General features: G+C 64.1%; 20 protein-coding genes. 5 read left to right on the plus strand and 15 right to left on the minus strand.

Going from position 1 to position 26411, the window contains the following annotated elements; genetic code table 11:
• Positions 1–4: 4 nt before the first annotated feature.
• The 10 genes from ACZ9GA_RS14390 to ACZ9GA_RS14435 all read right to left on the minus strand — a co-directional run bounded on the left by ACZ9GA_RS14390 (position 5) and on the right by ACZ9GA_RS14435 (position 14133).
• Positions 5–835 carry a class II aldolase/adducin family protein gene (locus ACZ9GA_RS14390; RefSeq protein ID WP_457362043.1) on the minus strand — a complete coding sequence of 277 codons (831 nt, stop codon included), beginning with the start codon at positions 833–835 and terminating at the stop codon, positions 5–7.
• Positions 836–907: 72 nt separating this feature from the next.
• Positions 908–2239, minus strand: a complete 1332-nt coding sequence (locus ACZ9GA_RS14395) for a TldD/PmbA family protein (protein WP_457362042.1) — start codon at positions 2237–2239, stop codon at positions 908–910.
• Complete coding sequence (locus ACZ9GA_RS14400; protein WP_457362041.1) at positions 2239–3684, minus strand: TldD/PmbA family protein; 1446 nt, start codon at positions 3682–3684, stop codon at positions 2239–2241. Before ACZ9GA_RS14400 ends, ACZ9GA_RS14395 begins: the two co-directional genes overlap by 1 nt.
• Before the next feature lie 59 nt (positions 3685–3743).
• Positions 3744–5339 carry an ABC transporter ATP-binding protein gene (locus ACZ9GA_RS14405; protein WP_457362040.1) on the minus strand — a complete coding sequence of 532 codons (1596 nt, stop codon included), beginning with the start codon at positions 5337–5339 and terminating at the stop codon, positions 3744–3746.
• 1 nt (position 5340) lies between these two features.
• Complete coding sequence (locus tag ACZ9GA_RS14410; RefSeq protein ID WP_457362039.1) at positions 5341–6360, minus strand: ABC transporter permease; 1020 nt, start codon at positions 6358–6360, stop codon at positions 5341–5343.
• Positions 6360–7430, minus strand: a complete 1071-nt coding sequence (locus ACZ9GA_RS14415) for a microcin C ABC transporter permease YejB (protein ID WP_457362038.1) — start codon at positions 7428–7430, stop codon at positions 6360–6362. Before ACZ9GA_RS14415 ends, ACZ9GA_RS14410 begins: the two co-directional genes overlap by 1 nt.
• Positions 7417–9270: an extracellular solute-binding protein gene (locus tag ACZ9GA_RS14420; RefSeq protein WP_457362037.1), complete on the minus strand. Its 1854-nt coding sequence runs from the start codon at positions 9268–9270 to the stop codon at positions 7417–7419. Before ACZ9GA_RS14420 ends, ACZ9GA_RS14415 begins: the two co-directional genes overlap by 14 nt.
• A gap of 16 nt (positions 9271–9286) precedes the next feature.
• A complete protein-coding gene (locus ACZ9GA_RS14425) occupies positions 9287–11632 on the minus strand; it encodes a TonB-dependent siderophore receptor (protein ID WP_457362036.1) in 2346 nt (781 codons plus the stop codon).
• Between the two features lie 1041 nt (positions 11633–12673).
• Entirely contained in the window at positions 12674–13624 is a 951-nt protein-coding gene (locus ACZ9GA_RS14430; RefSeq protein ID WP_457362035.1) for a FecR domain-containing protein, read from the minus strand.
• A complete protein-coding gene (locus tag ACZ9GA_RS14435) occupies positions 13621–14133 on the minus strand; it encodes a sigma-70 family RNA polymerase sigma factor (RefSeq protein WP_457362034.1) in 513 nt (170 codons plus the stop codon). The genes ACZ9GA_RS14430 and ACZ9GA_RS14435 overlap by 4 nt, the downstream gene beginning before the upstream one ends.
• A gap of 378 nt (positions 14134–14511) precedes the next feature.
• Here ACZ9GA_RS14435 and ACZ9GA_RS14440 point away from each other — a divergent pair, with 378 nt between their 5' ends.
• Positions 14512–15399 carry a manganese catalase family protein gene (locus tag ACZ9GA_RS14440; RefSeq protein WP_457362033.1) on the plus strand — a complete coding sequence of 296 codons (888 nt, stop codon included), beginning with the start codon at positions 14512–14514 and terminating at the stop codon, positions 15397–15399.
• 35 nt (positions 15400–15434) lie between these two features.
• On the opposite strand, the gene ACZ9GA_RS14445 is transcribed toward ACZ9GA_RS14440, so the two are convergent.
• From ACZ9GA_RS14445 to ACZ9GA_RS14455, 3 genes are read right to left on the minus strand one after another with little or no spacing between them, the layout of a single operon-like run.
• On the minus strand, positions 15435–16508 hold the full coding sequence (locus tag ACZ9GA_RS14445) for a beta-glucosidase (RefSeq protein ID WP_457363721.1): 1074 nt from the start codon (positions 16506–16508) through the stop codon (positions 15435–15437).
• A 29-nt stretch (positions 16509–16537) separates the two neighbouring features.
• Complete coding sequence (gene glf / locus ACZ9GA_RS14450) at positions 16538–17716, minus strand: UDP-galactopyranose mutase (protein WP_457362032.1); 1179 nt, start codon at positions 17714–17716, stop codon at positions 16538–16540.
• On the minus strand, positions 17698–18864 hold the full coding sequence (locus ACZ9GA_RS14455) for a glycosyltransferase family 1 protein (protein ID WP_457362031.1): 1167 nt from the start codon (positions 18862–18864) through the stop codon (positions 17698–17700). Before ACZ9GA_RS14455 ends, glf begins: the two co-directional genes overlap by 19 nt.
• 323 nt (positions 18865–19187) lie before the next feature.
• On the opposite strand from ACZ9GA_RS14455, the gene galE reads away from it, so the two are divergent.
• From galE to ACZ9GA_RS14470, 3 genes are all read left to right on the plus strand, one after another.
• Positions 19188–20213, plus strand: coding sequence for a UDP-glucose 4-epimerase GalE (gene galE, locus ACZ9GA_RS14460; protein WP_457362030.1), 1026 nt, complete (start codon positions 19188–19190; stop codon positions 20211–20213).
• Positions 20214–20309: 96 nt separating this feature from the next.
• Positions 20310–21668, plus strand: coding sequence for an iron-containing redox enzyme family protein (locus tag ACZ9GA_RS14465; protein WP_457362029.1), 1359 nt, complete (start codon positions 20310–20312; stop codon positions 21666–21668).
• Positions 21668–22687 (plus strand): methyltransferase, encoded by a 1020-nt coding sequence (locus tag ACZ9GA_RS14470; RefSeq protein WP_457362028.1) that lies wholly within the window; start codon positions 21668–21670, stop codon positions 22685–22687. Before ACZ9GA_RS14465 ends, ACZ9GA_RS14470 begins: the two co-directional genes overlap by 1 nt.
• A gap of 29 nt (positions 22688–22716) precedes the next feature.
• On the opposite strand, the gene ACZ9GA_RS14475 is transcribed toward ACZ9GA_RS14470, so the two are convergent.
• Positions 22717–24309: a sensor domain-containing diguanylate cyclase gene (locus ACZ9GA_RS14475; RefSeq protein WP_457362027.1), complete on the minus strand. Its 1593-nt coding sequence runs from the start codon at positions 24307–24309 to the stop codon at positions 22717–22719.
• A 213-nt stretch (positions 24310–24522) separates the two neighbouring features.
• Positions 24523–25023 carry a lactoylglutathione lyase family protein gene (locus tag ACZ9GA_RS14480; protein ID WP_457362026.1) on the minus strand — a complete coding sequence of 167 codons (501 nt, stop codon included), beginning with the start codon at positions 25021–25023 and terminating at the stop codon, positions 24523–24525.
• Positions 25024–25118: 95 nt separating this feature from the next.
• Between ACZ9GA_RS14480 and ACZ9GA_RS14485 the strand changes: the two genes are divergently transcribed.
• Positions 25119–26003 carry a LysR family transcriptional regulator gene (locus tag ACZ9GA_RS14485; RefSeq protein WP_457362025.1) on the plus strand — a complete coding sequence of 295 codons (885 nt, stop codon included), beginning with the start codon at positions 25119–25121 and terminating at the stop codon, positions 26001–26003.
• The last annotated feature ends 408 nt before the right edge of the window (positions 26004–26411 follow it).

A 26411-nucleotide genomic window follows, 5' to 3' on the forward strand; every position in this document is an offset into this window, starting at 1 on the left:
AGGCTCAGTCGAGCAGGTCCGGTTGTTCGGCGCGGATGCGGTCCCACAGCGGCAGGAAGTTCAGCCAGGCGAAGAACTCCTGGCCGGGCTTGTCGCTCGCCTTGGGTGGGTCCAGGTCAGGTATCACCGGTGTCCCTGCCGAGTACGCCAGCAGATGCGCGCGCGCGGTGTCGTCGGCCAGGATGAAGCGCCAGGCCGCGGTCTCCACGCTCTGGCCCACGGTCCACAGGCCATGGTTCTGCCACACCAGCAGGTTGTGCTGGGCAAAGGTGTCGACGAAGGCGCGGCTGACCCGGTCGCGGTCGCGCTCCACGCCACCTTCGGCGTTGCGCAGGGCCAGGCGCGGGAACAGCACCTGGTCGCCCTGAAAGTAGCCGGACTCGGCGGTGATGGGCTGGAACAACTTGCCCAGCGACGACCACACCCGACCATGAAAGCCATGCACATGGGCGATGCCGACCACTTCGGGGCGGGCTTTCTGCAGGTCATAGTGCAGTTCCAGCGCGCTGGTATTGAGCACGCCCTCGCCCTCCACCACGCGGCCATTGCCGTCCACGCGCATCAGGTCCGATACGCGGATCTGCGAAAAGGGCACGCCCAGTGGGTTGATCCAGAAGTGGTCGGAGTCCACCGGGTCGCGGGCGGTGAAATGCCCCGCCACCCCTACCTCGAACCCCAATTGGGCAAACAGGCGGTAGGCTGCGGCCAGCCGCTGCTTGCGATGCAGGCGCTCCTTGAGCGGATCCTTGTGCTGCAGCGGCTGTCGCAAGGTGAGGCGATGATCGATCTGCGGCAGATCGCGAATACTGTGGGTAAAACGGGGGGTTGAGCTCATCAAACGGGCTTTCCTGGCAGTGTTGAAGCGCAGCCGCCTCGACGGCTGCGACAGGGTGAAACAGAACGTGGCTTACAGGGTCAAGGTGAAACCCTCGACCAGGGCGCCCGGCAGCAGCACCGTCTGGGCATCGCGATGGTGGTAGGTGCGGGTGCTGATGCGCAGGGTCCTTTCGCGGGTCAGGGCCAGCAGGTTGTCACCGAGTACCGCGTACAGGCTGTCGTCGAAGCGCATGGTGTCGATGGGCGCGACGATCTGGCCGTCCTCCACCCAGAAACTGGCAAAGCGGGTCAGGCCGGTGACCCGCGCAAGGCCCACGTCCGAGTAGTTCAGGTACCAGAGATTGCCGATGTACAGGCCGGTGCCCAGCGCCTGCAGCACCTGGGCCGTGGGCAGATCGCCAGCAGCCATGACCAGCGACGAGGGCAATTCGCTGCCGTCCACGCCATTGGCCTGCAAACCGTATTCGCGAGCCGACCGGGCACTGACCAGTTGGCCAGCCAACTCACCGGCGCTGATCAACGGTTGGTCCTGACGCAGGCTGCCGTCGCCGTTAAACAGCGGTTCCAGCCCGGTGGAGGCCGATTCACTCAGGCTGAACCTGGCGGACAGGCTGGCGGTGCCCAACTGCAGGGCTTGCAGGGCACTGCTGCGGTTATTCAGCGCCCGGGCGGAAAAGCCACCCCGCAACATCGACACCAGCGAGTTCAGCGCCGCCGGGGCGAAGTAGGTGCGGTAACGGCCCGGGCTCAGGCTTTTGCGCGGTTTGCCCAGGTGCACCAACTGCTCGCGCCCCTGGGCGAACTGCGCGGCCAGGGCATCGCGGTCCCAGTGGCTGGCCGCGTAGGTGATCTTCACTGCCTCGCCGTTGGCGTGGAACAGGCTGAAATCCAGGCTGGCACTGGTCGCCACATGCCAACCGCGCCCACCCCAGGAACTGGCGAAGCCGCGGTACAGCGGGCCACCAGCGTAGATACCGACCATGTCCAGGCCGTCGCTGAGGCTCACCACCTGCTCGATCAACTCGGCAGCACTGGGCACTTCACCGTCGCTTTCACGCTCACTGGTGTACGCCTGATGGTGCAGTTGCAGGTAAGGGTCGGCGGGCAACTGCACCAGCAGCGCACGCAGTTGCGCCAACGCCTTGCCCAAACGCGCGATATCCAGCTCGATTTCACCGGTCAGGGTCAGGGTTTCACTGGCATGGCGTTCATCGCGGATTAAGCGCAGCGTGACTTCAATCTGCCTGACCTCGCTGACCTGCCGTACGCGGCCATGGTTGAAGCGGATGAACTGCGAGTCCTCGGCGCTGTAGCCCAGGGAAAACTGCTCGCCGCCGGCCAACTGTTGATTGAGCCACTGGGCCAGTTGGTCGAACGCGTCGCGGTAGTGGAAATGGCTCATCAGGCTTGCCCCCCGAACACGTCAATCTGCTGGAACACACAGGCGGGCGAGGCATGGCCCACGGTGATGGATTGGTTGGGTTCGCCCTTGCCGCAGTTGGGCGTACCCAGCACCTGGAAGGTGGAGTGGTCGCCCACGGCGCTCAAGTTGCGCCAGAACTGCGAAGACACCCCGCGGTAGTTGGGGTTTTTCACCACACCGGCCAACTGGCCGTTTTCGATCAACTGGCCCCACTCACAGCCGAACTGAAACTTGTTGCGGGCCTGGTCGATCGACCAGGAGCGGTTGGTGGCCATGAGAATCCCGTGCTCGATATTGCTGATCATGTTGGCCAGCGTCTGGTCGCCCGGCTCGACGTTCAGGTTGGCCATGCGGTCGATGGGCGCGCGGTTCCAGTCGCAGGCGCGGCTGTTGGCCACGCCGTCCATGCTCGTGCGGGCTTGGGACAACGCCCCGGCCAATGGACGCTTGAGCACCCCGCCTTCGATCAGCAAGTGTTTATTGGCCACCAGGCCTTCATCATCGTGGCTGTAGCTGCCCAGCTCGCTCAGCACCTGGGGGTCGAAGCTGACGTTGAGTAATGGCGAGCCGTACTGGTAGTGGCCGAACATCTCCGGGGTGACGAAGCTGGTCCCGGCAAAATTGCGCTCGTCGCCCAGGATGCGGTCCATTTCCAGCGGGTGACCGATGGATTCGTGGATCTGCAGGATCATCTGATCGGGCATCAGCAACAGGTCGCGCGGACCTTGTGGGGTGTTGGGCGCGGCCAGCAACTGCAGGGCCTGGTCGGCCACCTGCTCGATCTGGCCCACAAAGCCACTGTCCTGCACCACGGCATTGCTGCCCTGGCGGGCCACTGTCCAGGTACGCCGCTGGCTTTGCCTGCCATCAAAGGCGGTCACGTCCAGACGGGGGTAGAACAGGCGCTTGTGGGTGAGGATTTCGCTGCCGGTGCTGTCGATATACAGCTGTTGCCGGTCGGTGACCCGCAGCCCGGCAGACCAGTTCACCAGCTTGTCGTGGCGCGGCACACGGGCCGACTCGCCACGCAGCACGTCCAGCCAATACGCCGTGTCGGGTAACGGCTGCTCGGCGCCGGGCGAGGCATACATGGCGTGTACCGCCTCGCCTTGCAGGGACGGCAACTTCAACAGGCCCAGCTCACCCGTGGCCTGGGCCAGTTGCAAGGCGCGATCGTAGGCGCGGCTCAAGCCCTGCTCCGTCAAGTCACTGGTGGCGGCGAAGGCCTCGTTGCCATTGACGCGCACGCACAGCATCACGCCGCAGCTGGACTGGCGGCGCGGCGGGTCGATGACGTTACGGGTCACCGACAGGCCCACGGTGTCGTGCTGCACATAACGCAGCGAGTGAAACTGGCCGGCGCCCAGGCGCAGCCGACTGAAGCGCGACAGCAGCAGCCGGAGTGAGGATGTATCTTCAAGCATTGAGTCGACTCCCTGTACAGCGATTGCGGGGCAGCGAGGCTGCCTTGGTTCAGATTGGGTTAGTGCACATCGGCCAGCGCCGGCGTGCCGGACGCAAAGGCGGCCGCCAGCAATTGCCGGGTGTAGGGGTGTCTGGGCGCGTCGAACACCTGCGCCGTGGCGCCGCGTTCCAGCACTTGCCCGTCCTTCATCACCAACAGGTCATGCGCCAGGGCGCGGACCACCGCCAGGTCATGGCTGATGAACAGGTAGGTCAGGCCATGGCTTTGTTGCAGGCGGCGCAGCAGGTCGATGATCTGTTTCTGCACAGTGCGGTCCAGCGCCGAGGTGGGCTCATCGAGCAGGATGAAATCGGGCTTGAGCACCAGGGCCCGGGCGATGGCGATGCGTTGGCGCTGGCCACCGGAAAATTCATGGGGGTAGCGGTGACGTACCTCAGGGTCCAGGCCCACTTCCTGCAGCACGGCAATGACCGCGTTTTCACGCTCGGTAGCGCCGAGATCGGTGTGCACCCCCAGCCCCTCGGCGATAATCTGCAGCACGCTCAGGCGTGGACTGAGGCTGCCGTAGGGGTCCTGAAAGACCACCTGCATGCGTCGGCGCCAGGGGCGCATCTGCCGATCATCCAGCCCCTCCAGAGCGGTGCCATCGAAGTGCACTTGCCCTTTGGCCTGAATCAGCCGGAGCATGGCCTGCCCCAGGGAAGATTTGCCCGAGCCCGATTCGCCGACAATGCCCAGAGTGGTGCCGCGCCGCACGGCCAAGTCCACGCCCTGCACTGCCGCCAAGTAACGGCGCCGCCAGAACGGCCCTCCCAGGGCAAAGCGCACATGCATGCCCTGGCCTTGCAGCAGCGTGCCGCTGGTTTGCACGGGCAAGGGATCACTGCCAGGCTCGGCGTCCAGCAACAGCTTGGTGTAGCTGTGCCGAGGCTGACAGAACAGGGTTTCGCAGTCGGCCTGCTCGACGATGCAGCCCTCCCGCATCACCGCCACTCGCTGGGCGATGTGCCGCACCAGGTTGAGGTCGTGACTGATCAGCAGCAGGGCCATGCCGGTCTGCCGTTGCAGGTCCTTGAGCAACTGCAGGATCTTTCGCTGCACCGTCACATCCAGGGCCGTGGTGGGTTCGTCGGCAATCAGCAACTGCGGCTCGCAGGCCAGCGCCATGGCAATCATCACGCGCTGTCGCTGACCGCCGGACAGCTGGTGCGGGTAGGCGCGCAGACGCTCCTCGGCCCGCTGTATTCCTACCTGCTCCAGCAACTCCAGGGTGCGCCGGCGAATGCCGTGGCCATCCAGCGAGGTATGCAGGCGCAAGGTTTCGCCGACCTGCCGCTCCACGCTGTGCAGCGGGTTCAGCGAGCTCATGGGTTCCTGAAAAATCATCGCCACGCGGTTGCCGCGTATGGCGCGCAGGCGCGCGGCGCTGGTGCCCAGCAACTGCTCACCCAACAACTTCACGCTGCCGCTGGCCTGCGCGCTGGCGGGCAGCAGTTGCAGGATGGCGTGCGCCGTGACCGACTTGCCCGAGCCGGACTCGCCCACCAGGGCCAGGCATTCACCCGCGCGGATGTGCAGGCCCACACCGCGCACCACAGGCTGGTCGCCGAAGCTGACCCGTAAATCATCGATTTCAATCAGGTGGTCGGTCATGTCAGGCTCGTGGGTCAAATGCATCGCGGCACGCCTCGCCGATGAACACCAGCAGGCTGAGCAGCAACGCCAAGGTGCAAAAAGCCGTCAGGCCCAACCAGGGCGCTTGCAGGTTGTTTTTGCCCTGAGTGATCAACTCACCCAGGGAGGGGCTGCCCGCAGGCATGCCAAAGCCGAGAAAGTCCAGCGCCGACAAGGTGCCGATGGCGCCCGTGAGGATGAAAGGCAGGTACGCCAGGGTCGCGGTCAGGGCATTGGGCAGCACATGGCGCACCATCACCTGGGTGTTGCTCAAGCCCAGTGCGCGCGCCGCCTTAACGTATTCCAAGCTGCGGCCGCGCAGCACCTCGGCACGCACCACATCCACCAGCGACAGCCAGGCAAACGCCGCCATCATGCCCAGCAACCACCAGAAGCCGGGCTGCACAAACCCCGACAAAATGATCAGCAGGTACAGCACGGGCAGGCCTGACCAGATTTCCTGCAGGCGCTGGCCAAACAGGTCCACCCAGCCGCCGTGGTAGCCCTGCAGCACCCCGGCGGCGATGCCAACCAGGCTGCTGATGCCGGTGAGTGCCAAGGCAAACAGCAAGGACAGGCGCACGCCGAAGATCACCCGCGCCAGTACATCGCGCGCCTGGTCGTCGGTGCCCAGCCAGTTTTCCCGGTTGGGCGGGCTGGGCGCGGCAGTACGCAGGTCGTAGTTCACCGTCTGCGCGCCAAAGGCAATGGGCGGGAACAGCATCCAGCCGCCCTGCTGCTCGATCAGCCGGCGGAAATAGGTACTGCGGTAATCAGGCTCGAAAGGCAGTTGCCCGCCCAGTTCGCGCTCGGTGTGGCTGGACAGCACGGGCACATACCAGTGCCCCTGGCTGACCAGCAGCAAGGGCTTGTCATTGGCCAGCAGGTTGCCGCCCAGGCTCATGGCGAATACCGCCAGCAACAGCCACAGCGACCAGTAACCGCGACGGTGTGATTTGAAGCGCTGCCAGCGGCGGCGATTGACCGGGGAAAGAGCCATCAGTGCCCCCTTGACGAGAAGTCGATGCGCGGATCAATCAGCCGGTAGCACAGGTCGCCCAGCAATTTGATCAGCAGGCCCGCCAGGGTGAAGATAAACAGCGCGCCGAACACCACCGGGTAATCCCGAGACACGGCGGCCTCGTAGCTCATGCGCCCCAGGCCGTCGAGGGAAAACAGCACCTCGATCAACAGCGAACCGCCGAAAAACACGTGGACCATGGCGTGGGGCAACCCCGCCACCACCGTCAGCATGGCGTTACGTAATACATGGCCATACAGCACCTGGCGCTCAGTAGCGCCCTTGGCCCGGGCGGTCATCACGTACTGGCGCGCCATCTCGTCGAGAAAGCTGTTTTTGGTCAGCAAGGTCAGCGTCGCGAAGCCACCCACCACCAGCGCCGCCACGGGCAGCACCAGGTGGCGCACGTAATCGAGCACCTTGCCGCCAGTGGACAGGCTGGCGAAGTTCTCCGACACCAGCCCGCGGATCGGGAACCAGTCCAGGCCGCTGCCACCGCCGAACGCCAGGATCAGCAGCAAGGCGAACAGGAAGCCCGGCAAGGCGTAGCCGACGATGATCACCACGCTGCTCCAGACATCGAACGCACTGCCGTGCCTGACCGCCTTGCGGATACCCAGCGGGATGGACACCCCATAAGTGATCAGCAAGGCCCACAGCCCCAGCGACAGGGTGACGGGCATTTTCGCGGCGATCATGTCGGTCACCTTGGTGCCGAGGAAAAAGCTCTTGCCAAAGTCCAGGTGCGCGTACTGGGTCAGCATCAGCCACAGTCGTTGCAGCGGTGGCTTGTCGAAGCCATATTGGCGCTCGATGTCGGCCACCAGGCGTGGGTCCAGCCCACGGCCGCCCGATGAGCCCTGCGGCGTGTCCATGACCTCCGTCACGCCGGCACCTATACCCTGCCCGGCGTCCAGGCCTTGCAGGCGGGCGATGGCCTGTTCCACCGGCCCCCCGGGGGCGGCCTGGACGATGGCGAAGTTGACCAGCAGGATGCACACCAGCGTGGGGATGATCAGCAGCAGGCGCCGCAGGCTATAGGCGAGCATGGTTATGCTCCTGCATGCGCGCACGCATCTGCGCGTTATCAAGGGGTTGCTCACTCACTTGCCACCAGGCGTCTACCCCCGGTTCGTAGGGGGATGCCTGGGCGGGACGACCAAAGCGGTTCCACCACACCACCGGGGTTCCCGGCGGGTAGTAATTGGGGATCCAGTAGTAGCCCCACTGCAGCACGCGATCCAGGGCGTGGGCGTTGGCCGCCATCGATTGGCGGTTGTCGGCCGTGATGAGGTTGTTGATCAACTGATCGACCACGGGGTTGCGCAGGGCCATGTAGTTGCTGGAGCCGGCATCGCGCGCGGCCGCCGAGCTAAAGTAGTTGAGCAGCTCACGCCCCGGCGTAGCGGACACCGGGATGCTGGCCATGATCATGTCGTAGTCGCGGGTGCGCAGGCGGTTGACGTATTGGGCACTGTCCACGGCGCGGTAATCGAGGGTGATGCCGATCTGCATCAGGTTGCGTTTGAACGGCATGATCAGGCGCGCGAACATCGTGCCGCTGCTTAAAAAGGTGAAGTGCAGCGGCTGGCCGGCGGCATTGACCAACTGGTTGCCGCGCGGGTGCCAACCGGCCTCCTCCAACAGTGCCAGGGCCTGCAGTTGCTTGTCGCGGATCATGCCGCTGCCATCGGTGTGCGGGGGCTGGAAGGCTTGGGTGAACACCTCGTCCGGCAACTGCGCGCGCCAGGGTTCCAATGCGGTGAGTTCAGCCGCCCCAGGCAGCCCGGTGGCCGCCAGCGGGCTGTTGGAAAAATAACTGCGCTGACGGCGGTATACGTCGTATAGCAGGCTGTGGTTGGTCCATTCGAAATCCCACAGCAGCGCCAGGGCCTGGCGCACGCGGCGGTCGGCAAATTGCGGGCGATCCAGGTTGAAGAAAAAGCCCTGGGCGTTGCGGATCGCGCCTGGGGTCAGATGCTCGCGTTGCAGGCGGCCGTCTTGTTGCGCGTCCCCAGCGTACGCCGTGGCGTATTGCGCAGCGGAGCCCACGCCCTGAAGATCGAACGCCCGGGCGCGCAGGGCTTGCACCGTGCCACTGCCGGTGTTGGCGAAGAACTCGATGCTCAGCCGATCAAAATTGAACTGGCCGCGGTTGACCGGCAACGCCGCGCCCCACCAATCACGGACCCGCTCCAGGTGCACGCTGCGGCCCGGGTCGACTTTCGCCACACGGTACGGCCCGCTGCCGGGTGGTATATCGAAACCGGCACCGTTGGCGAAGTCATGCTGCCGCCACCAGTGGGCAGGCAGCACGGGCAAGGTGGCGATCTCCAGCGGCAATGTCCGATCCTGGCCGTGGGCGAAGTCGAAACGTACCTGCAACGGCCCCTCGACACTGACCTGGCTGACAGTGGCGAATTGCAGGCGATATTGCAGTTTGCCGTGGGCCATCAGTTGCTCGAAGGTGTAGCGCACATCCTCGGCCGTGATGGCTGTGCCGTCATCGAACCGCGCCGCCGGGTTGAGCCGGAAGCGAATCCACGAACGGTCCGGGGCCAGCTCCAATGTCTGCGCCACATCGGCGTAGACGGTGAAGGGTTCGTCCTCGGCGCGACGCGCCAGCGGCGCATACAACCAGCCTTCAAGCTGGTCGATGCCGCGCCCTGCATCCACGAATGGGATCAGGTGATCGAAGGTGGCCGCACTCGACGCCATGCTCAACTGCCCGCCCTTCGGCGCGCGCGGGTCCACGTAATCGAAATGGGTGAAGTTCGCCGCGTACTTGGGCGCCTCGCCGTACACGGTCAGGTACGTCTGTGGCTGGGCGTGAACCAGCGGCGCGCACAACAGCATCAGCCAGGCGCAGCGGGCCAGTCGCTGGAACATCGTCGACCTCCCGGTATCAGTAGTCGAAGCTGACGTTGAACGACAGGGTTCGCGGCGCGCCCAGGTACACCGACCCGCTCGACGCGAACGCCCAGTAGCGCCGGTTGGCGATGTTGTCCATCGCGGCGCGCAGGGTGACTTCGTGGCGGCCTACCGGGATGCTGTAGTTGGCGCCGGCGCCGAACAGGGTCACGGCCGGCAAGTCGATGGTGTTGGTGTCGTTGGCCTGGGAGGCACTGTAATACTGCGCGTTGGTGTACAGATTGAGCCCGTCCACTGTCGGTACTTTCTGGTTCAGTTCCAGGCTTTGCTGGAAGCGCGGCACACCCGATACCTTGTTGCCCACCAGGGCGGCCTGGGCCTTGGTGAACGTTGCATCCAGCCAGGTAGAGCTGCTGTTGAGGGTGGTGGTGTCGGTCACGTTCAGGCGGCCGTTGAGCTCCAGGCCCTTGTAGAGTTGCTCGCCGCCCTGCACATAGGCGCCCGTGCTGTCGGCATAGTCAGCGCCGCGCTCAAGCCGAAATACCGCTGCCGATCCGCCCCACGTCGGGCGGTCGGTTTTGACGCCTACTTCGAATTGCTTGCTGAGAATCGGCTCCAGGGTATCGCCCGAGTTGGTGTAAGTGGAGCCGACTGTCTCGCCCGCCTCCAGCGCTTTGACATAGCTGGCGTAAAACGTGGTATCGGGGCGCGGCTTGTACATCAGCGCCACGGTCGGCGACAGCGGCACCTGCCGGTAGTCGGTGGTCTGAACCCCGGAAGCGTTGTAGACGTCCTGGGTGTAAACAGTCGAACGCAGGCCGGTGAGCAGCGACCAGCCATGGGTCAGGTCGAACGTATCGCTGGCAAAAATCGATTTTTGCGTGATGTCCGACACGTGATACGTCGGGAAATCCAACTGCCCGGTATAGGTGATGCGCGTGGGGTCGCTGTACAGGTTGTTGGTGCCGATGGATTTGAACAGCGACGTGGTGGCCGAGCGACGATCGTAGTCCTGCCACGAAACCCCCAGCACCACCTTGTGCCCAATGGGGCCGGTGCTGAAGTTGCCTTGCAACATGGCCTGCACCTGGTCGTAGACCGCCGTGCCATTACCCGTGCTGATCCAGTCCTGATAATCGCCGGCCTTGTTCAGCAGGGTCGGGTATTCAGAGAGGTAGTTGCGGTTCTGGAAGAAGTGGTTGTAGTCCAGGCTCGCCGACCAGTCGTCATTGATGTTCCAGTGCAGCCCGGTGGCGACCATCCAGGCGCGGGTACGGAACGAGGTGTCGTTGATCCCCTGACGATTACTGTCGGGGTTGATCACGCTGGGCAGGCTGGAACCGCCGGTGTAGCTGGGCAGGCGATAGTTCTGGATGCCACCGTTGATGACACGCTCCTGATACATCGTGTCGGCGGTCCAGGTCAGGTCCGGGTTGATGCGCGCATCCAGGGACAACGAATACGAGTCACGATTGACGTGTGAGCGTGTGGGCGTTTCACCCTCTTCATGGGTGGCATTGAGACGGTAGCCGAAGGTATCTTCCGGCCCAGTGCGACCACCCACATCCACGTGCTCGCTCCAGACACTGTTGGAACGCACACCGGCATCCACGCTCAGAGTGGTTTCGTCGGTGGGCTTCTTGGTGACGAAGTTCACCACGCCCCCCGGCGCCCCGAAGCCATACATGAAGCCCGTGGCGCCCTTGAGCAACTGCACCGACTCGAACGTCTCCATCGGCAGTTCGAGGGTGGTGATGAAAATCGGCAAGCCGTTGATCTTGTAGCTGCCGGCGTTGTCCAGGCGCACACCGCGCACGGTGAGGTTGCTGGCCGTCAGGGAGTAGGTATCGCCGTTGCTTTGCACCGTCGAGTCGCCGACAAACACCTTGTTCAATGCCTTGACCTGACGGTCCTTGAGCTCCTGACTGTCAACCTGCACCACCGAAAATGGGGTATCCAGGGCGCTGGCGCTGCCCAATGCCCCGGAATTGACTGCGGGCTGGCGCGTTTGCTGACCCGTCACGGTGACCGTCTTCAAACGGGTGTCGGTACTGACGGGGGCGGCATCGGGCTCGATGCTCAGGCCAATGTCGCTCTGCACGCCGTGCAGGCCAGTGCCCCGCAGCGCCTGGTCGACGGCCTGCTCCACGGTCAGCTCGCCCTTCACCGGATTGCTCTTGAGACCTTGCAGCGTGCGCCCCTGAAACGAGATGGGCACGCCGGCCTGCCGGGATATCTGCAGCAGCGTCTGGTCCAGGGCTGACGCGGCCAAGTCGAAGTGAACTACGTTGTCCGGTGACACCGGGGCCGCCGTAGCCTGCCCCAGGCAGGCGCCGCTGAGCAGCCCGAGCGCCAATACCGATCCCTTCAGATACCCCATACATCGCCTCTGCAAACGTGTTTTGATGGGGATAGGTGAAACAACCTCGGGAAATAAACAGGGGGGCGCAAAAAAAATTATTCAGGTCGCCAAGCTGACAGGCCACAAGGCAGCTGCTACACCGTGCTGTGGCAGATCCTATGGTGTCAGCAACCGGGGTCGCGCTAGACCTTGCTCGCGATGGCGACCAGAAAAACCGCGTCGCCTGCATCGCGACTAAAGTCGGCTCCTACGCCATCCGTGGTAGGAGCCGGCCTTGGCCGCGATGCAGACGACGCGATTTCAAGGCAGTTGCTGCTACACCTGCGGGAGAATCCATGGCGTCGAGCACCCCGTGGGAGCGGGTTCTACCCGCGAAAAGAACGCCGTGAAGTATCTGAAACACCACGGTGCTTTCTTCGCGGGCAGAGCCCGCTCCCACAGTGTCGCCATGGCATCGACGTCGAAGACCAGACAGACCGCGTCGCCTGCATCGCGACTAAAGTCGGCTCCTACGCCATCCGTGGTAGGAGCCGGCCTTGGCCGCGATGCAGGCGACGCGATTTCAAGGCAGTTGCTGCTACACCTGCGGGAGAATCCATGGCGTCGAGCACCCCGTGGGAGCGGGTTCTACCCGCGAAAAGAACGCCGTGAAGTATCTGAAACACCACGGTGCTTTCTTCGCGGGCAGAGCCCGCTCCCACAGTGTCGCCATGGCATCGACGTCGAAGACCAGACAGACCGCGTCGTCTGCATCGCGACTAAAGTCGGCTCCTACGCCATCCGTGGTAGGAGCCGGCCTTGGCCGCGATGCAGGCGACGCGGTTGCTACAAGGTTTACCCCCAGTACCTGTAGCAGCGGCCGCAAGGCCGCGATTCCTCCAGCACACCGCGATGACACCAGCCCAGGCACCGCCGCTGCAACGACCACACCCCGTAGCCGCTGCCGGTAGGCTGCGCTGGCACTGCGACCCGCTGCAAATCCCCAGGGTTCACACCGGCCAGCGCAGCCTGGCGGCAGCGGCTACAAGGCCGCGTCACAGACGCTTTGAGCGCCAAGCGTCAGCCGCGTGGCTCGATGTTGACCCAGTAAGGCGAGTAGTAATGAACGCTCAGCGGCAACGAGCGTTCCAGCAGTTTCAAGGTGCGGTCGCTGTCGTCCAGAAAGTACAGCCCCGTAACGCGCAGCTCGGCCACCTGCGGGCTGACCACAATGATGCCCCGCCGATACTTGCGCAGATGCTCCACCACATCGCCGAGCCTGCTTTCACGCACCTCCAGCAGGCCCTCGGACCAGGCATCCTCGTAACCACTGGCAGGCTCCACGGACAAGTAGCCGTGGTCATCGAAGCTGGCCGCCTCGCCAGCCTTGACCACCCGCTTGAGCCCTGAGCGGGTGGTGATCTCAACCTCCGAATGCAACATCACCAGGCGAGTGCGATCGCCCCTGCGCTGCACCAGGAAACGCGTGCCCAAGGCCTGCATGCGCCCATGCTCGGTTTCCACCACGAACGGCCTGCCAGGGTCACGCGCTACATCCACCAGCAATTCGCCGCAACGCAGCAACACCAGGCGCTGGGCACTATCAAAACGCACCACCACTCGGCTTTGTGCGTTCAAGGTCAACGCACTGCCGTCATCCAGCGTCAGCGAACGGCGCTCGCCGGTACTGGTCTGCAATTGCCCGGCCTCGGGGATGAAACCGTACAGCCGGCCCAGGCTCCAGCCCAGCGCACCCAGGCCCACCACCGACAGGCTTTTACCCAGGAACCGGCGGCGCGTGGACGGTGTATTGACCGTGCCAAGCACGGTTTGCCGCGGCACCGCACGCAAGGCGTCGAGCGGCAGCTGTGCCAGCCCGCCGCCCATCCGCGCGATCAGTTCGGCATGCCGTGGGTGGCTATCTCGCCAGGTGGCAAAGGCTTGCTGCTCGTCCTGGCTGGCGTGGCCAGACATCAGCAGTGCCAGCCATTGCGCGGCTTCATCGATGGCGCGGTGGTCGTTGTGGCTCATGCCTGCTCCATCACCCGATAAATACATTTGATGGCCTGGGCCATGTACTGCTGCACGCGGGTGGCAGACACGCCCAGCAACCGACCGATGTCGGCGTACGTCATGCCGTCCATCTGGTGGTAGAGGAAGGCCGTGCGCGCGTTGCTGGACAGCCCATCCAGCAGGCGGTCCACCGCGTACAAGGCTTCCAGGATCAGATGCTGTTCTTCAGGTGAAGGGTGCAACCCTTCGGCCTGCGCGCTCAACCGCGCCATGTACGCCCGCTCAAGATCGCGACGGCGCCACCCTTCGTACATCAATCGGCGTGCGATGGTGCTCAGCAAAGGCCTGGGTGCGCGCACGGCCAGCAAGTCTTTCAACGTCAAGGCCTGAACGAATGTCTCGGAGGCAATATCCTCGGCGCTGTGCGGGCAGTCGGTGTCTTTCCTGACCCAACCCCGCAACCAGCGATACTCCTTTTTGAACCACTGATCGATCACCTGATTGCGGGAAATATGATCGATATCCATCACCTGCCTCCCGGACTTAAAGCGTTTCGCTTGAAAAGGGGGCTACTATGATGGCGTGATTTTTAAAAATAAAAGAATAAAAAACACATAATATATGCCCATTAAGAATATACGCTGACTCGGAGAATGCCGCCCGCTACCAACCCATGCTCCAGCGCCACCGTGCCTTTTAGGTTTCTCACGGCGGATTCAGCGCTCGCGCCGCGTACCGATTGTCACCCTGAAGGGACGAACCAGGCAGCACCAGGGTCGTTCCCGTCGGTCACACGCAACACAAACAAATGTAACGATGGTGCAACGGACCCACTCGGACAGTATGAGGGAGCCGCCATGTCGTCCTGACCCGTGCGCGCCCACCTCGCCTGAGAGGTCACCACCATGTTCCTGCATAACAAACGTCTGCAATACACCGTGCGCGTCGCGCAGCCCAATCCGGGCCTGGCCAATCTGCTGCTTGAGCAGTTCGGCGGCGCCCAGGGTGAACTGGCCGCTGCGTCGCGCTACTTCACCCAGGCCCTGGCCGAGGATGATCCAGGCCGCAAAGACCTGTTGATGGACATCGCCACCGAAGAGCTCAGCCACCTGGAAATCGTCGGCTCCATCATCGTCATGCTCAACAAGGGCGCCAAGGGCCACCTGGCAGAAGGCGTCGACGAGGAAGGCGAGCTGTACCGCGCCATCAACGGCGCCGGCAATGACTCGCACATCACCGCCCTGCTGTATGGCTGCGGCGCACCGCTGACCAACTCCGCCGGCGTACCCTGGACCTCTGCCTACGTGGACACCATTGGCGAGCCCACCGCCGACCTGCGCTCGAACATAGCCGCCGAATCGCGCGCCAAGATTGTCTACGAACGGCTGATGAACGTCACCGACGACCCGGGTGTGAAGGAAGCGCTGGGTTTTTTGATGACGCGCGAGATCGCCCACCAACTGTCCTTCGAGAAAGCGCTGCACGCGATCCAGCCCAACTTCCCCCAAGGCAAGCTACCCGGCATGCCGGAGTTCACCAACGTGTACTTCAACCTGTCCCAGGGGGACGGCGAAATGCGCGGGCCGTGGAATTCGGGCGAGGAATGGGAATTCGTGGCCAACCCTGAACCGGCCGTGGATGGCGGTGACGGCACCGCCAGCGTCGAGCTGGACGAAGAGGACCAGGCGTTGCTGCTGCAACTCGCCAGCCGCACCGAGTCGGACCCTGCCAGTGACCCCATCACCGGTGCCGACCTGGGCTCAGGGGGCCAGCCGGACCCTGAAGATGCCTGAGGACGCAAACGGCGGGGCTCGATGCCCCGCCGGTGTCATGGCCGTCGCAGCCCTTGCATCGCCTGGTGCAAGGGGTGACACGCCGCACGGCTTCCCTCGCCGTCCGCATAGCCAAATACCCCCGCCGGGCAATACCGGCCATCATCCCAGCCCGGATAGTCCAGAAACGGGTACCAGCACAGTCCATGGATGTCGATGCCCCGCGCCTGGGCGAAGGTCAGCTGTTGGGCAATGTAGCCCAGCCAGGGCACACGCTGGTCGCCTTCGGCACCGGTTTCGGCCAGTAGCAGTGGCCGCCGGTAACGTTGCCATACCTCCGCCAACAGCCCGACCAGGGGCCGGTAGCCCGGTTCGCCACGCATCACCCGCGTGCCATCGAGGTACCACTGGTTCTGCGGGTAGAAATTGACCCCCAGAATATCCAGGTACCCTTCCGCGCCCCCCAGCCCCGGCCACTGCCGCCCGGCCAGCAGGTCCCAGGCCTCGAACTGGGACAGTCGGTAGGCTTCGGCGGCGTTGATTTCGTCGGCCCTTGAGGTTGCGGCAAGCACATGGATCAGCGGGTCGCACTGCACGAACCGCGCGTGCGGCGCGTGCAGGCGCACGGCGTCGATGGCGGCGATGCTGGCGCGCACCAGCTGATGCTTGAGTTCCTGCCCACGGCCATGGGCACCGGGGTTGAAGTAGCCCACCTGCCCGCCGGCCCAACTCCAGAACGATATCTCATTGATGGGCGACAGCAACGGCACCGCCACGCCTTCCGCCACCATGAGTTGCGCCACCGCGCCGGCAAACCGCCCAAACCGCTCGACAAACGCCGGCGTCCAGGTATCCAGGCCGTCCGGGTAGCCATAGTGAGCCAGGTCCCAGACGACCTGTATCCCGCACGCCTGCGCGGCGCGCAACATGGGCAGGAAACTGCTCCAGTCATAGTGCCCGGGGCTGCGTTCAATCAAGTGCCAGCGCAAGCCGTCCCGCGCGCAGTTGATGCCCAGCGCTGCCAGCCGGGCGTAATCCTGCGCGGCCCAGCGGTCATGGCCGGTGCTGGCCAGTACATCCACCCGCTGGCCATCGCCGCGGCGCTGGCTGGCACACTCGAAGCCGGCCATCACAAACGAGCTGAAGGGGCTTGCGCCGCTCACTTGGCCGCGGCCAGGGCAGCCGACGCCTCGACGCCGTCGCGCTGCGCCAGGCGCTGGTAGTGTGCCAACGCCTGGCCCACCACCTGGTCCATGTTGTAGTACTTATAGGTGCCCAGCCGGCCCAAGAAGTGGACCCCGGGCGTTGCGTCCGCCAGCGCCTTGTAGCGCTGATACAGCTCGGCATTGGCCTGGCGCGGGATAGGGTAATAGGGATCGCCCTCGGCGCAGGGAAACTCATAGCTGATGCTGGTGAGCGGGTGCACCTGCCCGGTCAGGTGCTTGTATTCGGTAATGCGCGTATAGGGCACCGAGGGGTCCGGGTAATTGACCACCGCCACCGACTGGAACTGGGCCTGTGGCAGGGTCTCATGCTCGAAGCGCAACGAACGGTACGGCAGGCGGCCCAGGCTGAAGCCGAAGTATTCGTCGATAGGGCCACAGAAGATCAGCTCGCGGAAACGCGCGTGCTGGCGCACCGTGGCAAAATCCACGCCCAACAGCACCTCGATGCCCGGGTGATCGAGCATGCGTTCGAACATCGCGGTATAGCCGTGCAAGGGCATCATCTGCAGGGTGTCGGTGAAGTAGCGGTCGTCCCGATTGGTGCGCGTGGGCACTCTGGCCGTCACCGACTTGTCCAGCTGCGAGGGGTCCAGGCCCCATTGTTTGCGGGTGTAGCCCTGAAAGAATTTTTCGTACAGCTCGCGGCCGATCTGGTTGATGACCACGTCTTCGGAGGTATTGATCACCGCCACGGGTTCCGCCCGCCGGGCCAGGAACACCTCGGCCTCGGCTTCGTTCATGGTCAAGCCGAACAGGCCGTTGAGGGTATCCAGGTTGATGGGGATAGGCAGCAAGTGCTCGTCCACCCTGGCCAGGACGCGATGTTCGTAGGCGCGCCACTGCGTAAAGCGCGACAGGTAATCGACAATGCGCTGGGCGTTGGTGTGGAAGATATGCGGCCCATAGCGATGCACCATGACGCCGGCCGCGTCCAGGTGATCGTAGGCATTGCCGCCCACGTGGTCGCGGCGGTCGATGAGCAACACACGCTTGCCCATGCCTGCGGCGAGGCGCTCGGCCATGACGCTGCCGGCAAAGCCGGCGCCGACGATGAGGTAGTCATAGGGTTCGGCGCCCGTGGCGCCGAGGCTGTCTAGCGCGATCTGAAACATTCGACCTGCTCCTTCATGGCGTTGCAGGTTTTGTCCCAGGACATGCCATCCAGCGCTGCGTCCGCATGGATTGCCACCCGGCCATCAGCCTTGGCGCCCAAGGCCTGCTCCACGGCGTCGATGAAGGCCGCAATACCGGCCGCGATGCTCACCACCGCGCAACCGCCATAGCCGTTGACCACATCGCGGATCGGCGTGGACACCACCGGGCACCCACCCGCCAGGTACTCAGGGGTCTTGGTGGGGCTGATGTAGCGGGTGGATTCATTGATGGCGAAGGGCATCAGCGCGACGTCCCATCCCGACAGGTACGCGGGCAGCTCATCGTAGCCCTTGGCCCCCAGGTAATGGATATTGGCGTGGCGCGGCAACGTCGCCGGGTCGATCTTGACCACGGGGCCTATCAGCACGATGTTCCAGGCAGGGCGCTGTCGCGCCAGCTCGCCGACCAGCTCGATGTCGAAGCGCTCATCGATGACGCCAAAGAAACCCAGGCGCGGATGGCCTATGGCGGCCTGATCCGCCGGCTCGGGCAACCCTTGGCGGGCCGCCGCGAAATGCGCGATGTCGACGCTGCTGGGCATCGCATGGGCATTGCCGTGCTGGCTTCGCTTGGCCTCCCACAGGCTGTACCCACCAGTGAACACCACATCGGCACGCGCCAGCAGGCGCCGTTCGTTATCGATCAGCTCGGCCGGCGCACCCAGGAAGGCCGACAGTTCGTCCATGCAGTCGAATACGGTCACCTGGGCCTGCAGATGGTCGGTAAAGCCCAGACTCATGGGCGTCAGGTACCACAGCAGCAGCTCGCCTGAGCCTTGCTGGCCCAGGTAGTCGTCGAGCAATTCGCGCTGGGCGGTCGCAACCTGAATAGGGTCCAGGCCGTGCGGCAAGCGAGGTACCAATACACGGATGCCGCTGGCAGGGGTCGACACTTCCAACCTTGGCTGGGCGGTGTCGCCGAACAAGGGTTCTTCGAAAAACAGCACGTCGTAGCTCTCGCACAGCCGCGACATCACATGCTGGGGACGCTGGTACACAAACCCCCAGCGCAGGTGCGACAGGCACAGCAATGTCGGCCTGGCCTCGCGAGTGGGGGTGGCGAGCGGGCGGGTAGACAGCGGTAAAGCCTGGGCCAGTAAATTCATCGGTATGACCTCGAAACGCAGGGACGGGACAAAAGCCAGTCGTCCTGTCAGCTTCGAATACACCCGGGGGCAGCCACAGTCGTCCGTCGTCACAACGGCGGGCAACGCGCACTGGTAAGGTATGGAGACCGGCGCGGCTGCGTGCGTTCCATTTAATAGGCTGGCACGCGATGGGCTGTCGCGACCGCCCGGCATTGCAGCTGAACTCTTGGCCGCATTGCCCTCCCCAAGCTTCATACGCCTTAATCCCTCGCGCCGTCGGCGGTTACATGCAACAGACGTCGAGTTAACTGCGGTCGCCTGCGCGGCGACGGGAGAGCACGATGATTTTGGTGACCGGCGGTACGGGCTACATTGGCTCCCACGTGGTACTGGCCTTGCAGGCGCAGGGCCAGGCAGTGCTGATTCTGGACAACCTGTGCAACAGTTCACGCCGCGTGGTGCAGCGCATCAGCGCGATCAGTGGCCGCCGGCCAGGCTTTATTCGCGGCGATGTCAGACGCCGCGCCGTGCTGGACGCACTGTTCAGCACCCATGACATCAGCGCGGTGGTCCACTGTGCAGGCTTGAAAGCGGTGGGCGAAAGCGTACGCGAGCCGCTGCGCTACTTCGATACCAACGTGGGCGGCAGCGTGACCTTGTGCCAGGCCATGGCTGACGCCAAAGTGTTCAACCTGATCTTCAGTTCTTCAGCCACCGTGTATGGCGACCGGGCCGTGATGCCGATCGACGAGCAGTGCGCCACTGGCAAGCCCACCAGCCCCTACGGGCAATCCAAATTGATGGCCGAGCATGTGCTGACCAGCCTGGCTGCGTCCGACCCGCGCTGGTGCGTGGCGCTGCTGCGCTACTTCAACCCCATTGGCGCCCACGACAGCGGGCGCCTGGGCGAGGCCCCCAACCTCACACCCAACAACCTGTTGCCTTACCTGCTGCAGGTGGCGAGTGGCGAACGCCCGGCGTTGGCGGTGTTTGGCCGTGACTATGCAACCCCGGACGGCACCGGGGTGCGCGACTATGTCCACGTGATGGATCTGGCCGAAGGGCACCGCGCGGCCCTGCAGGCGCTGCAAGGCAGGCACGGGGTGCATGTGTGGAACCTGGGCACGGGCCGCGGCCACTCGGTGCTGGAGGTGGTGCAGACCTTCGAGCGCGTCTGCGGCCGGGCCGTCCCCCTTAGCCACCAACCTCGCCGCCCTGGCGACATCGCCCAGTGCTGGGCTGACCCGGGCAAGGCGTCACGCGACCTGGGGTGGCGGGCGCAGCGCTCGCTGGAAGTGATGCTCATCGATGCCTGGCGCTGGCAATGCACGCTGGCCCATGAACACGCGCAGCCCCATGCCGTGTGAGCCCACCTGGGCGCCGACACGACCGTCCGCGAAGCCGGTTGAATTATCCTGGCCCCACGGTTTTCTCATGGGTACACAACGACGAAGTACCCAGCCATGACCGTTCTCAAGCCTCTTGCTGCCAGTGCCACCCTGCCCTGCGCCCAATCGCGTGACGCAGCGAACGTCTACCACGACCTGCTGCACGGCCCGCGGCACGTCGATGACGACGGCCTGCGTGCGTTCCTCAACCAGCACCTGGCGGCTGCAGCCGACCTGCCCTGCGAACTGCCGGATGACCCCGCGACGTTTGCCGGCTGGATGACCGCGAAAGTGAACCATGTCGCGCAGGACTATGCCCACTACCTGGAACAGCGCCACGCGGGCGCCCCGCGCCGCTACTTCACCTGCAAGGCCCATGCACTGTACTTTCTGCAGCGCGTGGCCCCTACCAAACTGGTGGATGGCGCCTGGCTTTACGGTACCTTGCAGCACACCGACGACTGGCGTTATCACGGTTTGATTCGCACCTACCTCGAGGAGTTGGGCGACGGTGATCCAGCCCTCAACCATGTAGCGCTGTACCGCACACTGCTCGCCGACCATGATTGCGCCGCGACCCAGCCCCTGGACGCCGGCCATTACGTGCAGGGCGCGGTGCAACTGGCGCTGGGTACGGTGGGCGACGATTACCTGCCTGAGCTGATTGGCTACAACCTGGGCTACGAACAGCTGCCGCTGCACTTGCTGATCACTTCGTTCGAACTTAACGAGCTGGGCATCGACCCCTACTATTTCACCCTGCACGTCACCATCGACAACGCCAGTTGCGGCCACGCGCGCAAGGCCATCGAAGCCGCCTGCGCGTTTCTGGCCGACAGCACGGCGCCCGCCCACTTCCTGCAGCGCCTGCGCGCTGGCTACAACCTCAACGAGTTGGGCGTGGGCTCCACCGCGGTGATTCAGGGTTTCGACCTGGCGCACGAAGTGGTGGCCATGCTCGAGCGCAAACGCGAGTTCGGCCAGCACACGCATTCGGACTACTGCCGGCTGGATGGCAAGACCGTCAACCAGTGGCTGCAGACGCCTGGGCAGATCCCGGCGTTTCTCGACACCCTTCAAGCCCGCGGCTGGATAAAGCGCCATCAGGACCCCGCCCTGAGCCGGTTCTGGCAGCTGATAGACGGCCCAGGCGCCCCGATGTTCGGGGTGTTCAACGGCTATGAGCAACAACTGCTGCACGACTGGATCGCTGGCACTTGGCAAACCGGCCGCGACAGCCAGCCCTTCCGCGCGCAGTTTCGCCACCGCACCGGGCGCCAGCCCGCGGGCGAAGCTGCCGAGCGGCTGGCCAGCGCCCCTGCCACGTTGCGCAGCCTGGTGCCGCAGCTCAGTCCTGCCCACCATGCAACCCCCGATGGCCTGCGGGCCACCCGCACCTTCAGCCGTATGCTCACCACCACGGGAGCCCACTGATGCAATCGTTGCCCACCCCTGCCGCGCCCCCGGTCGCCGACGTCGACGACCTGGGCTGCGACCTCGCCCTCCTGCAACTGGGCCGCCGCTTGCAGGCGGCAGGCTACCGCTTTACCACCATTACCCCGCTGAGCCACCAGCGCAACAACGCTCGTCCCGAAAACCATAGGGCCCGAAGTGCGCGCGATGTCTTCGGCTGGAGCCGGCCCTTCGCCCGCGAATTACTCGCCCCGGCCGACTTCGATGCCTTGGCAACCGGTGGCGTGCTGCGCGAGCACGCCGGGCTGTGGGCCAGTGATATCCGCTGGTCCAGCCTGGCCGATCTGCTGCTGGTGCATTCCGCCTTCCCCACGGTGGCCCATGACGCCGTGTTCCTGGGGCCTGACACCTACCGTTTTGCCCAGGCCATCGAGGCACACCTGCAGGCGTGCACCCAGCCCATCGAACGCGCAGTGGACATTGGCTGCGGCAGCGGCGCCGGCGCCCTGTTGATTGGCCGCGCCCGTGGCGAGGCCCAGGTGTTGGCAGTCGACATCAACCCTGCGGCACTGCGCTTCACTGCCGTCAACGCCGCCTTGGCCGGGGTGGCCAACGTAACGGCCTGGCACAGCGATATATTGGCCGGCACCGAAGGCGACTTTGACTTGATCGTCGCCAACCCGCCGTACATGCAGGACACCCAGGGCCGAGCCTACCGCGACGGTGGTGAAGGCATGGGCTCGGCGTTGTCGGTGCGCATTGTCGAACAGGCATTGGCGCGCTTGCGGGTGGGCGGCACGCTGTTGCTGTATACCGGGGCGCCGTGCGTGGACGGCCAGGACCTGTTCTTCCAGCAGGTTCAACCTCAGCTGGCGGCACCAGGGTTGGTATGGGTCTACCGGGAACTGGACCCCGACGTGTTCGGGGAAGAACTGGAAACGCCCGGGTACCGCACTGCGGAACGCATCGCCGCAGTACTGCTGACCGTCACGCGGATGCCTGAAACGCTCCCCGACAAAGCCGCATTCCCTGCACCCTAAAGGGGCCATCAAAGGGTGGGATTCTGACCTTACCGATCCGCGGCGGCCCCCCCTTGCGATGAACCCGCCCCGGCGTACCAGCGGTTGCGGCCATTGTGTTTGGCAACGTACAGGCAGGCATCCGCCGCCTTGATCATGCCTGCCGGGGTGGTGAGTTCCCTGGCGGGCATGCTCGAGGCCACGCCGGCACTGGCTGTCACCCTGCGCAGCGGATGATCCGCGTGTTCCAGGTTGAGCGCGCGGATAGCCTGCAGGATATCTTCGGCAATCTTGCCCGCCCCTTCCAGGTGGGTATCGGGCAACAGCACGGTAAACTCCTCGCCGCCATAACGCGCAGCGAAGTCGGCCGGCCGCCTCAGCGCGGCCTGGATAGCGTGCGCGACCTGCTGCAAGCAATCGTCACCGGCGGGATGACCGTAGCAATCATTGAAGCGCTTGAAATAGTCCACATCGAGCATGATCAGCGCCAGGGGCGAATCCTGCCGTCGCGCCCGCTCAATCTCCCGCGCCAGCGCCAGGTCCAGCTTGCCGCGGTTTGCCAGGCCGGTCAGGCTGTCGGTCAAGGCCATGTCCCGCACCGTCTGGTGGGCGATGCTGATCTCTTTTTCCAGCACCATCCGCGCGCGCAGCTGGCTGAGCACCAGCACGCCAAACCCGCTCAACCCCACCACCAACAGCAGTAATACCATCCCGGTCTTGAACAGGTCATGGCGCCAGGGCCCCACAAATGATTCACGGGACAAACCGGCTTCGACCACCAACGGGTAGGAGGTCAGCGCCCGGTAGGCATACAAGCGCTGCGTGTTGTCGATCACCGCCTTGACCTCGGCGACGCCTTCGTTGGAGACGGGCAGGTAGCGTTTGAAGATCTCGCTCTCGGCCAGGCTCTGCCCCGCACCGGGCGCAATGAACGGACGCCGCACCAACACCTCGCCGCTGCGCATCGCCAGCACCAGCGCACCCTTGTCATCGATCTGGAAGTCGCCGTAATAATCCAGGAAATAGCTGACCTTCAGGGTGCCCAACAGCACGCCGCCAAATGAACCATCGGGGTTGTCCAGCCGCCGGGATATCGGTATCACCAGCTCCCGTGACGAGCGGCTCCTCACCACATTGCCGACGCGGATCTCCCGGTCCCGGTGGGTGCGGTGGTAAATGAAATAGTCGCGGTCTGCGTTGTTGGCCGTTTCCGGCGTCACGTACTGGCTGGTGACGATCCAGTCGCCATTGGCTGCATAAATGAACAGGCCCTGTAGCTGGGGCATCAGCTGCGTCTGTTGCTCAAGCACTGAGCGAATCCGGGGAATGTCGATGTGCTGCAGGCCATCGCCTTCCACGCGCTCGCGCAGGCCGGCCGTGACCACGTCGACCTGGCGCACGGCGTCCTCAGCATGCTGTGCAGTGGCCCGCGCCAGGTTGCGAACCGAATCCTTCGCCATGGCGTAAGCCTGCCGATAATCACGCCAGGCCCGCCAACCTTCCACCGCCGTAAAGGTCATGACCACCAGCAACAGGAACCCCAACGTCAGCCGGAACACTGCCGAATTGCTGCGCCCGCGCTGCGGCGGACCGTCGGTGGCGACGGCGTGCGGTTCAGGACGTGCGAGCTTACTCGCAGGCATGGCTATTCACGGGCGCCCTGCAGGTCCAAGCCGACGATGTGCGGATACATGATCAATCCTCTCCAATGTCACCATTGGAGCGGCCTGCGGGCCGGATTGTTCAACCGTCCTGTGGCCTTCCCGGCATGTCCAGCCGACGCATCGGCGGCCCCCAAGGGAATGACCCATCCGGAGTGAAGAAACCGAGGCTGACGTTGAGCACCTCCAGGCGGCTTACTGGTAAGCCCCGGCACCATAGGTCAGCTCATAGCTGTGGCTGTAGATTTCCAGAATGTTGCCGAACGGATCTTCCATGTACACCATGCGGTATGGCTTCTCGCCGGGGAAGTATTCGCGCACCGGCATGCGCTGCTTGCCACCGGCGGCGACAATTTTCGCGGCCAGGCCTTCCACGTCCGGGTCCTGTACGCAGAAGTGGAATACTCCGGTCTTCCAGTATTCGAAGTTGTTCTCCGGACGCTGGGCGTTGCGGAACTCGAAGATTTCCACGCCGATGCGGTCGCCGGTGGACAGGTGCGCGATGCGGAACGAGCCCCACTGGGCGCCGAATACATCGGTGCACATCACGCCGATGGCGCTGTCATCTTCGCTGATGGTGGTGGGCGGCATGATCAGGTACCAGCCCAGTACCTCGGTGTAGAACTTGACGGCGGCATCCAGGTCGGTGACCGACAGGCCGATGTGGGAAAAACTGCGTGGGTAGGTTTGGGACATGACAAGGCTCTCTGCACGAAACGATGGTAGTAGCGTAGAGTGGCTCAATCATAATTAGAACCACCGCCCCGTTATCGCTTTGATAAGAGATCCTTATGCTTAACCTGCAATGGCTGCGCACCTTCAGCGCCCTGGCCGAGGAGCGCAACTTCACCCGCACCGGCGAACGCCTGGGCCTGACCCAGGCAGCAGTGAGCCAGCACGTGCGGCACCTGGAAGACGCCTTGGGGCCGCTGATCATCCGCCGTACCCGCCAGCTGGAGCTGACGCCCGCCGGCCTTGCGCTGCTGGATTATTGCGCCGAACTGTCCCAGGCCGATCGCCGCCTGAAACTGCGCCTGTGCGAAACCGATGCCGACCAGGGCGACCTGAGCCTGATCAGCCCCGGCAGCATCGGCCTGTGCCTGTACCCATTGCTGCTGGAGTGGCAACAACGCCATCCCGGCCTGACGTTGCGCCACCGCTTCGCGCCCGACAACGAAGTGCTGGCCGCCGTGCTGGAGAACCGCTTCGAGCTGGGCCTGGTCACCCTCAAGCCCGATGACCCGCGCCTGGTGGCCGAGCATTTCGCCGAGGAGCCGTTGGAGTTGATCGTGCCCGCCGGTACCCCGGCCGAACACTGGCAGGACCTGCAACAGTTGGGCTTCATCGACCACCCCGATGGCCAGGCCATGGCCAGCCGCCTGCTCAGCCGCGCCTTCCCCGGCAACCCCGGCATCCGCACCCTGCCCCAGCACGGTTTCAGCAACCAGATCAGCCTGATCCTGGAGCCGGTGGCCCGTGGGCTGGGCTTCACGGTGCTGCCGCGCTATGCCCGCCAAGCGTTTGGGCGGCAGGGGCAGATCAACGTAGTGGCCTGCAGGGCTACGGTGCGGGACACGCTGTGGCTGATCCATCGGGCGGAATGGCCCTTGTCGCTGCGGGCACAGCGGGCCATCGACCATGTGCGCATTGCGCTGGCCGCGCAATCATCGGCATAACGATCTTGTGCAGTGATCTCTCGTTGCATGGCGCGCCTGCAAAGGCAGGACGAAAATGGACTGTTTACTCTGATTTCAGCTTTAGGCATGCAGCGACGATGAAAATTGTACCTTAGTTAGCCATGCAACTAAGGCCGACTGCGATTGGCAATTAGCCCAGCAAGACTTACTGCTACAAAAAAAACCGGCTAAATACCTAAATACATGCAACACACCCCAGCTCAGATGAAAAAACAATAACCGTTGCGCCATTAAAGTTTGACACCCACTGCCCACAGGAGTCCCATTCACTACTCGTTATAGCGTTGACTTGCCATCCCGATGGCAAAAAATAAAACCGAAGCAGGCTCTAACGGATCCAAACTTCAGCGCAGCTTGATATGCATCAAATGCCAGCCTTTTTAAAGG

This window comes from Pseudomonas sp. TE3644 (assembly GCF_056278815.1).

What these genes read in the sequence shown, in the direction of transcription:
- ACZ9GA_RS14390 (WP_457362043.1), bottom strand. Translation starts at nt 835, where the DNA reads ATGAGCTCAACCCCCCGTTTTACCCACAGTATTCGCGATCTGCCGCAG.
- ACZ9GA_RS14395 (WP_457362042.1), bottom strand. Translation starts at nt 2,239, where the DNA reads ATGAGCCATTTCCACTACCGCGACGCGTTCGACCAACTGGCCCAGTGG.
- ACZ9GA_RS14400 (WP_457362041.1), bottom strand. Translation starts at nt 3,684, where the DNA reads ATGCTTGAAGATACATCCTCACTCCGGCTGCTGCTGTCGCGCTTCAGT.
- ACZ9GA_RS14405 (WP_457362040.1), bottom strand. Translation starts at nt 5,339, where the DNA reads ATGACCGACCACCTGATTGAAATCGATGATTTACGGGTCAGCTTCGGC.
- ACZ9GA_RS14410 (WP_457362039.1), bottom strand. Translation starts at nt 6,360, where the DNA reads ATGGCTCTTTCCCCGGTCAATCGCCGCCGCTGGCAGCGCTTCAAATCA.
- ACZ9GA_RS14415 (WP_457362038.1), bottom strand. Translation starts at nt 7,430, where the DNA reads ATGCTCGCCTATAGCCTGCGGCGCCTGCTGCTGATCATCCCCACGCTG.
- ACZ9GA_RS14420 (WP_457362037.1), bottom strand. Translation starts at nt 9,270, where the DNA reads ATGTTCCAGCGACTGGCCCGCTGCGCCTGGCTGATGCTGTTGTGCGCG.
- ACZ9GA_RS14425 (WP_457362036.1), bottom strand. Translation starts at nt 11,632, where the DNA reads ATGGGGTATCTGAAGGGATCGGTATTGGCGCTCGGGCTGCTCAGCGGC.
- ACZ9GA_RS14430 (WP_457362035.1), bottom strand. Translation starts at nt 13,624, where the DNA reads ATGAGCCACAACGACCACCGCGCCATCGATGAAGCCGCGCAATGGCTG.
- ACZ9GA_RS14435 (WP_457362034.1), bottom strand. Translation starts at nt 14,133, where the DNA reads ATGGATATCGATCATATTTCCCGCAATCAGGTGATCGATCAGTGGTTC.
- ACZ9GA_RS14440 (WP_457362033.1), top strand. Translation starts at nt 14,512, where the DNA reads ATGTTCCTGCATAACAAACGTCTGCAATACACCGTGCGCGTCGCGCAG.
- ACZ9GA_RS14445 (WP_457363721.1), bottom strand. Translation starts at nt 16,508, where the DNA reads ATGGCCGGCTTCGAGTGTGCCAGCCAGCGCCGCGGCGATGGCCAGCGG.
- glf (WP_457362032.1), bottom strand. Translation starts at nt 17,716, where the DNA reads ATGTTTCAGATCGCGCTAGACAGCCTCGGCGCCACGGGCGCCGAACCC.
- ACZ9GA_RS14455 (WP_457362031.1), bottom strand. Translation starts at nt 18,864, where the DNA reads ATGAATTTACTGGCCCAGGCTTTACCGCTGTCTACCCGCCCGCTCGCC.
- galE (WP_457362030.1), top strand. Translation starts at nt 19,188, where the DNA reads ATGATTTTGGTGACCGGCGGTACGGGCTACATTGGCTCCCACGTGGTA.
- ACZ9GA_RS14465 (WP_457362029.1), top strand. Translation starts at nt 20,310, where the DNA reads ATGACCGTTCTCAAGCCTCTTGCTGCCAGTGCCACCCTGCCCTGCGCC.
- ACZ9GA_RS14470 (WP_457362028.1), top strand. Translation starts at nt 21,668, where the DNA reads ATGCAATCGTTGCCCACCCCTGCCGCGCCCCCGGTCGCCGACGTCGAC.
- ACZ9GA_RS14475 (WP_457362027.1), bottom strand. Translation starts at nt 24,309, where the DNA reads ATGCCTGCGAGTAAGCTCGCACGTCCTGAACCGCACGCCGTCGCCACC.
- ACZ9GA_RS14480 (WP_457362026.1), bottom strand. Translation starts at nt 25,023, where the DNA reads ATGTCCCAAACCTACCCACGCAGTTTTTCCCACATCGGCCTGTCGGTC.
- ACZ9GA_RS14485 (WP_457362025.1), top strand. Translation starts at nt 25,119, where the DNA reads ATGCTTAACCTGCAATGGCTGCGCACCTTCAGCGCCCTGGCCGAGGAG.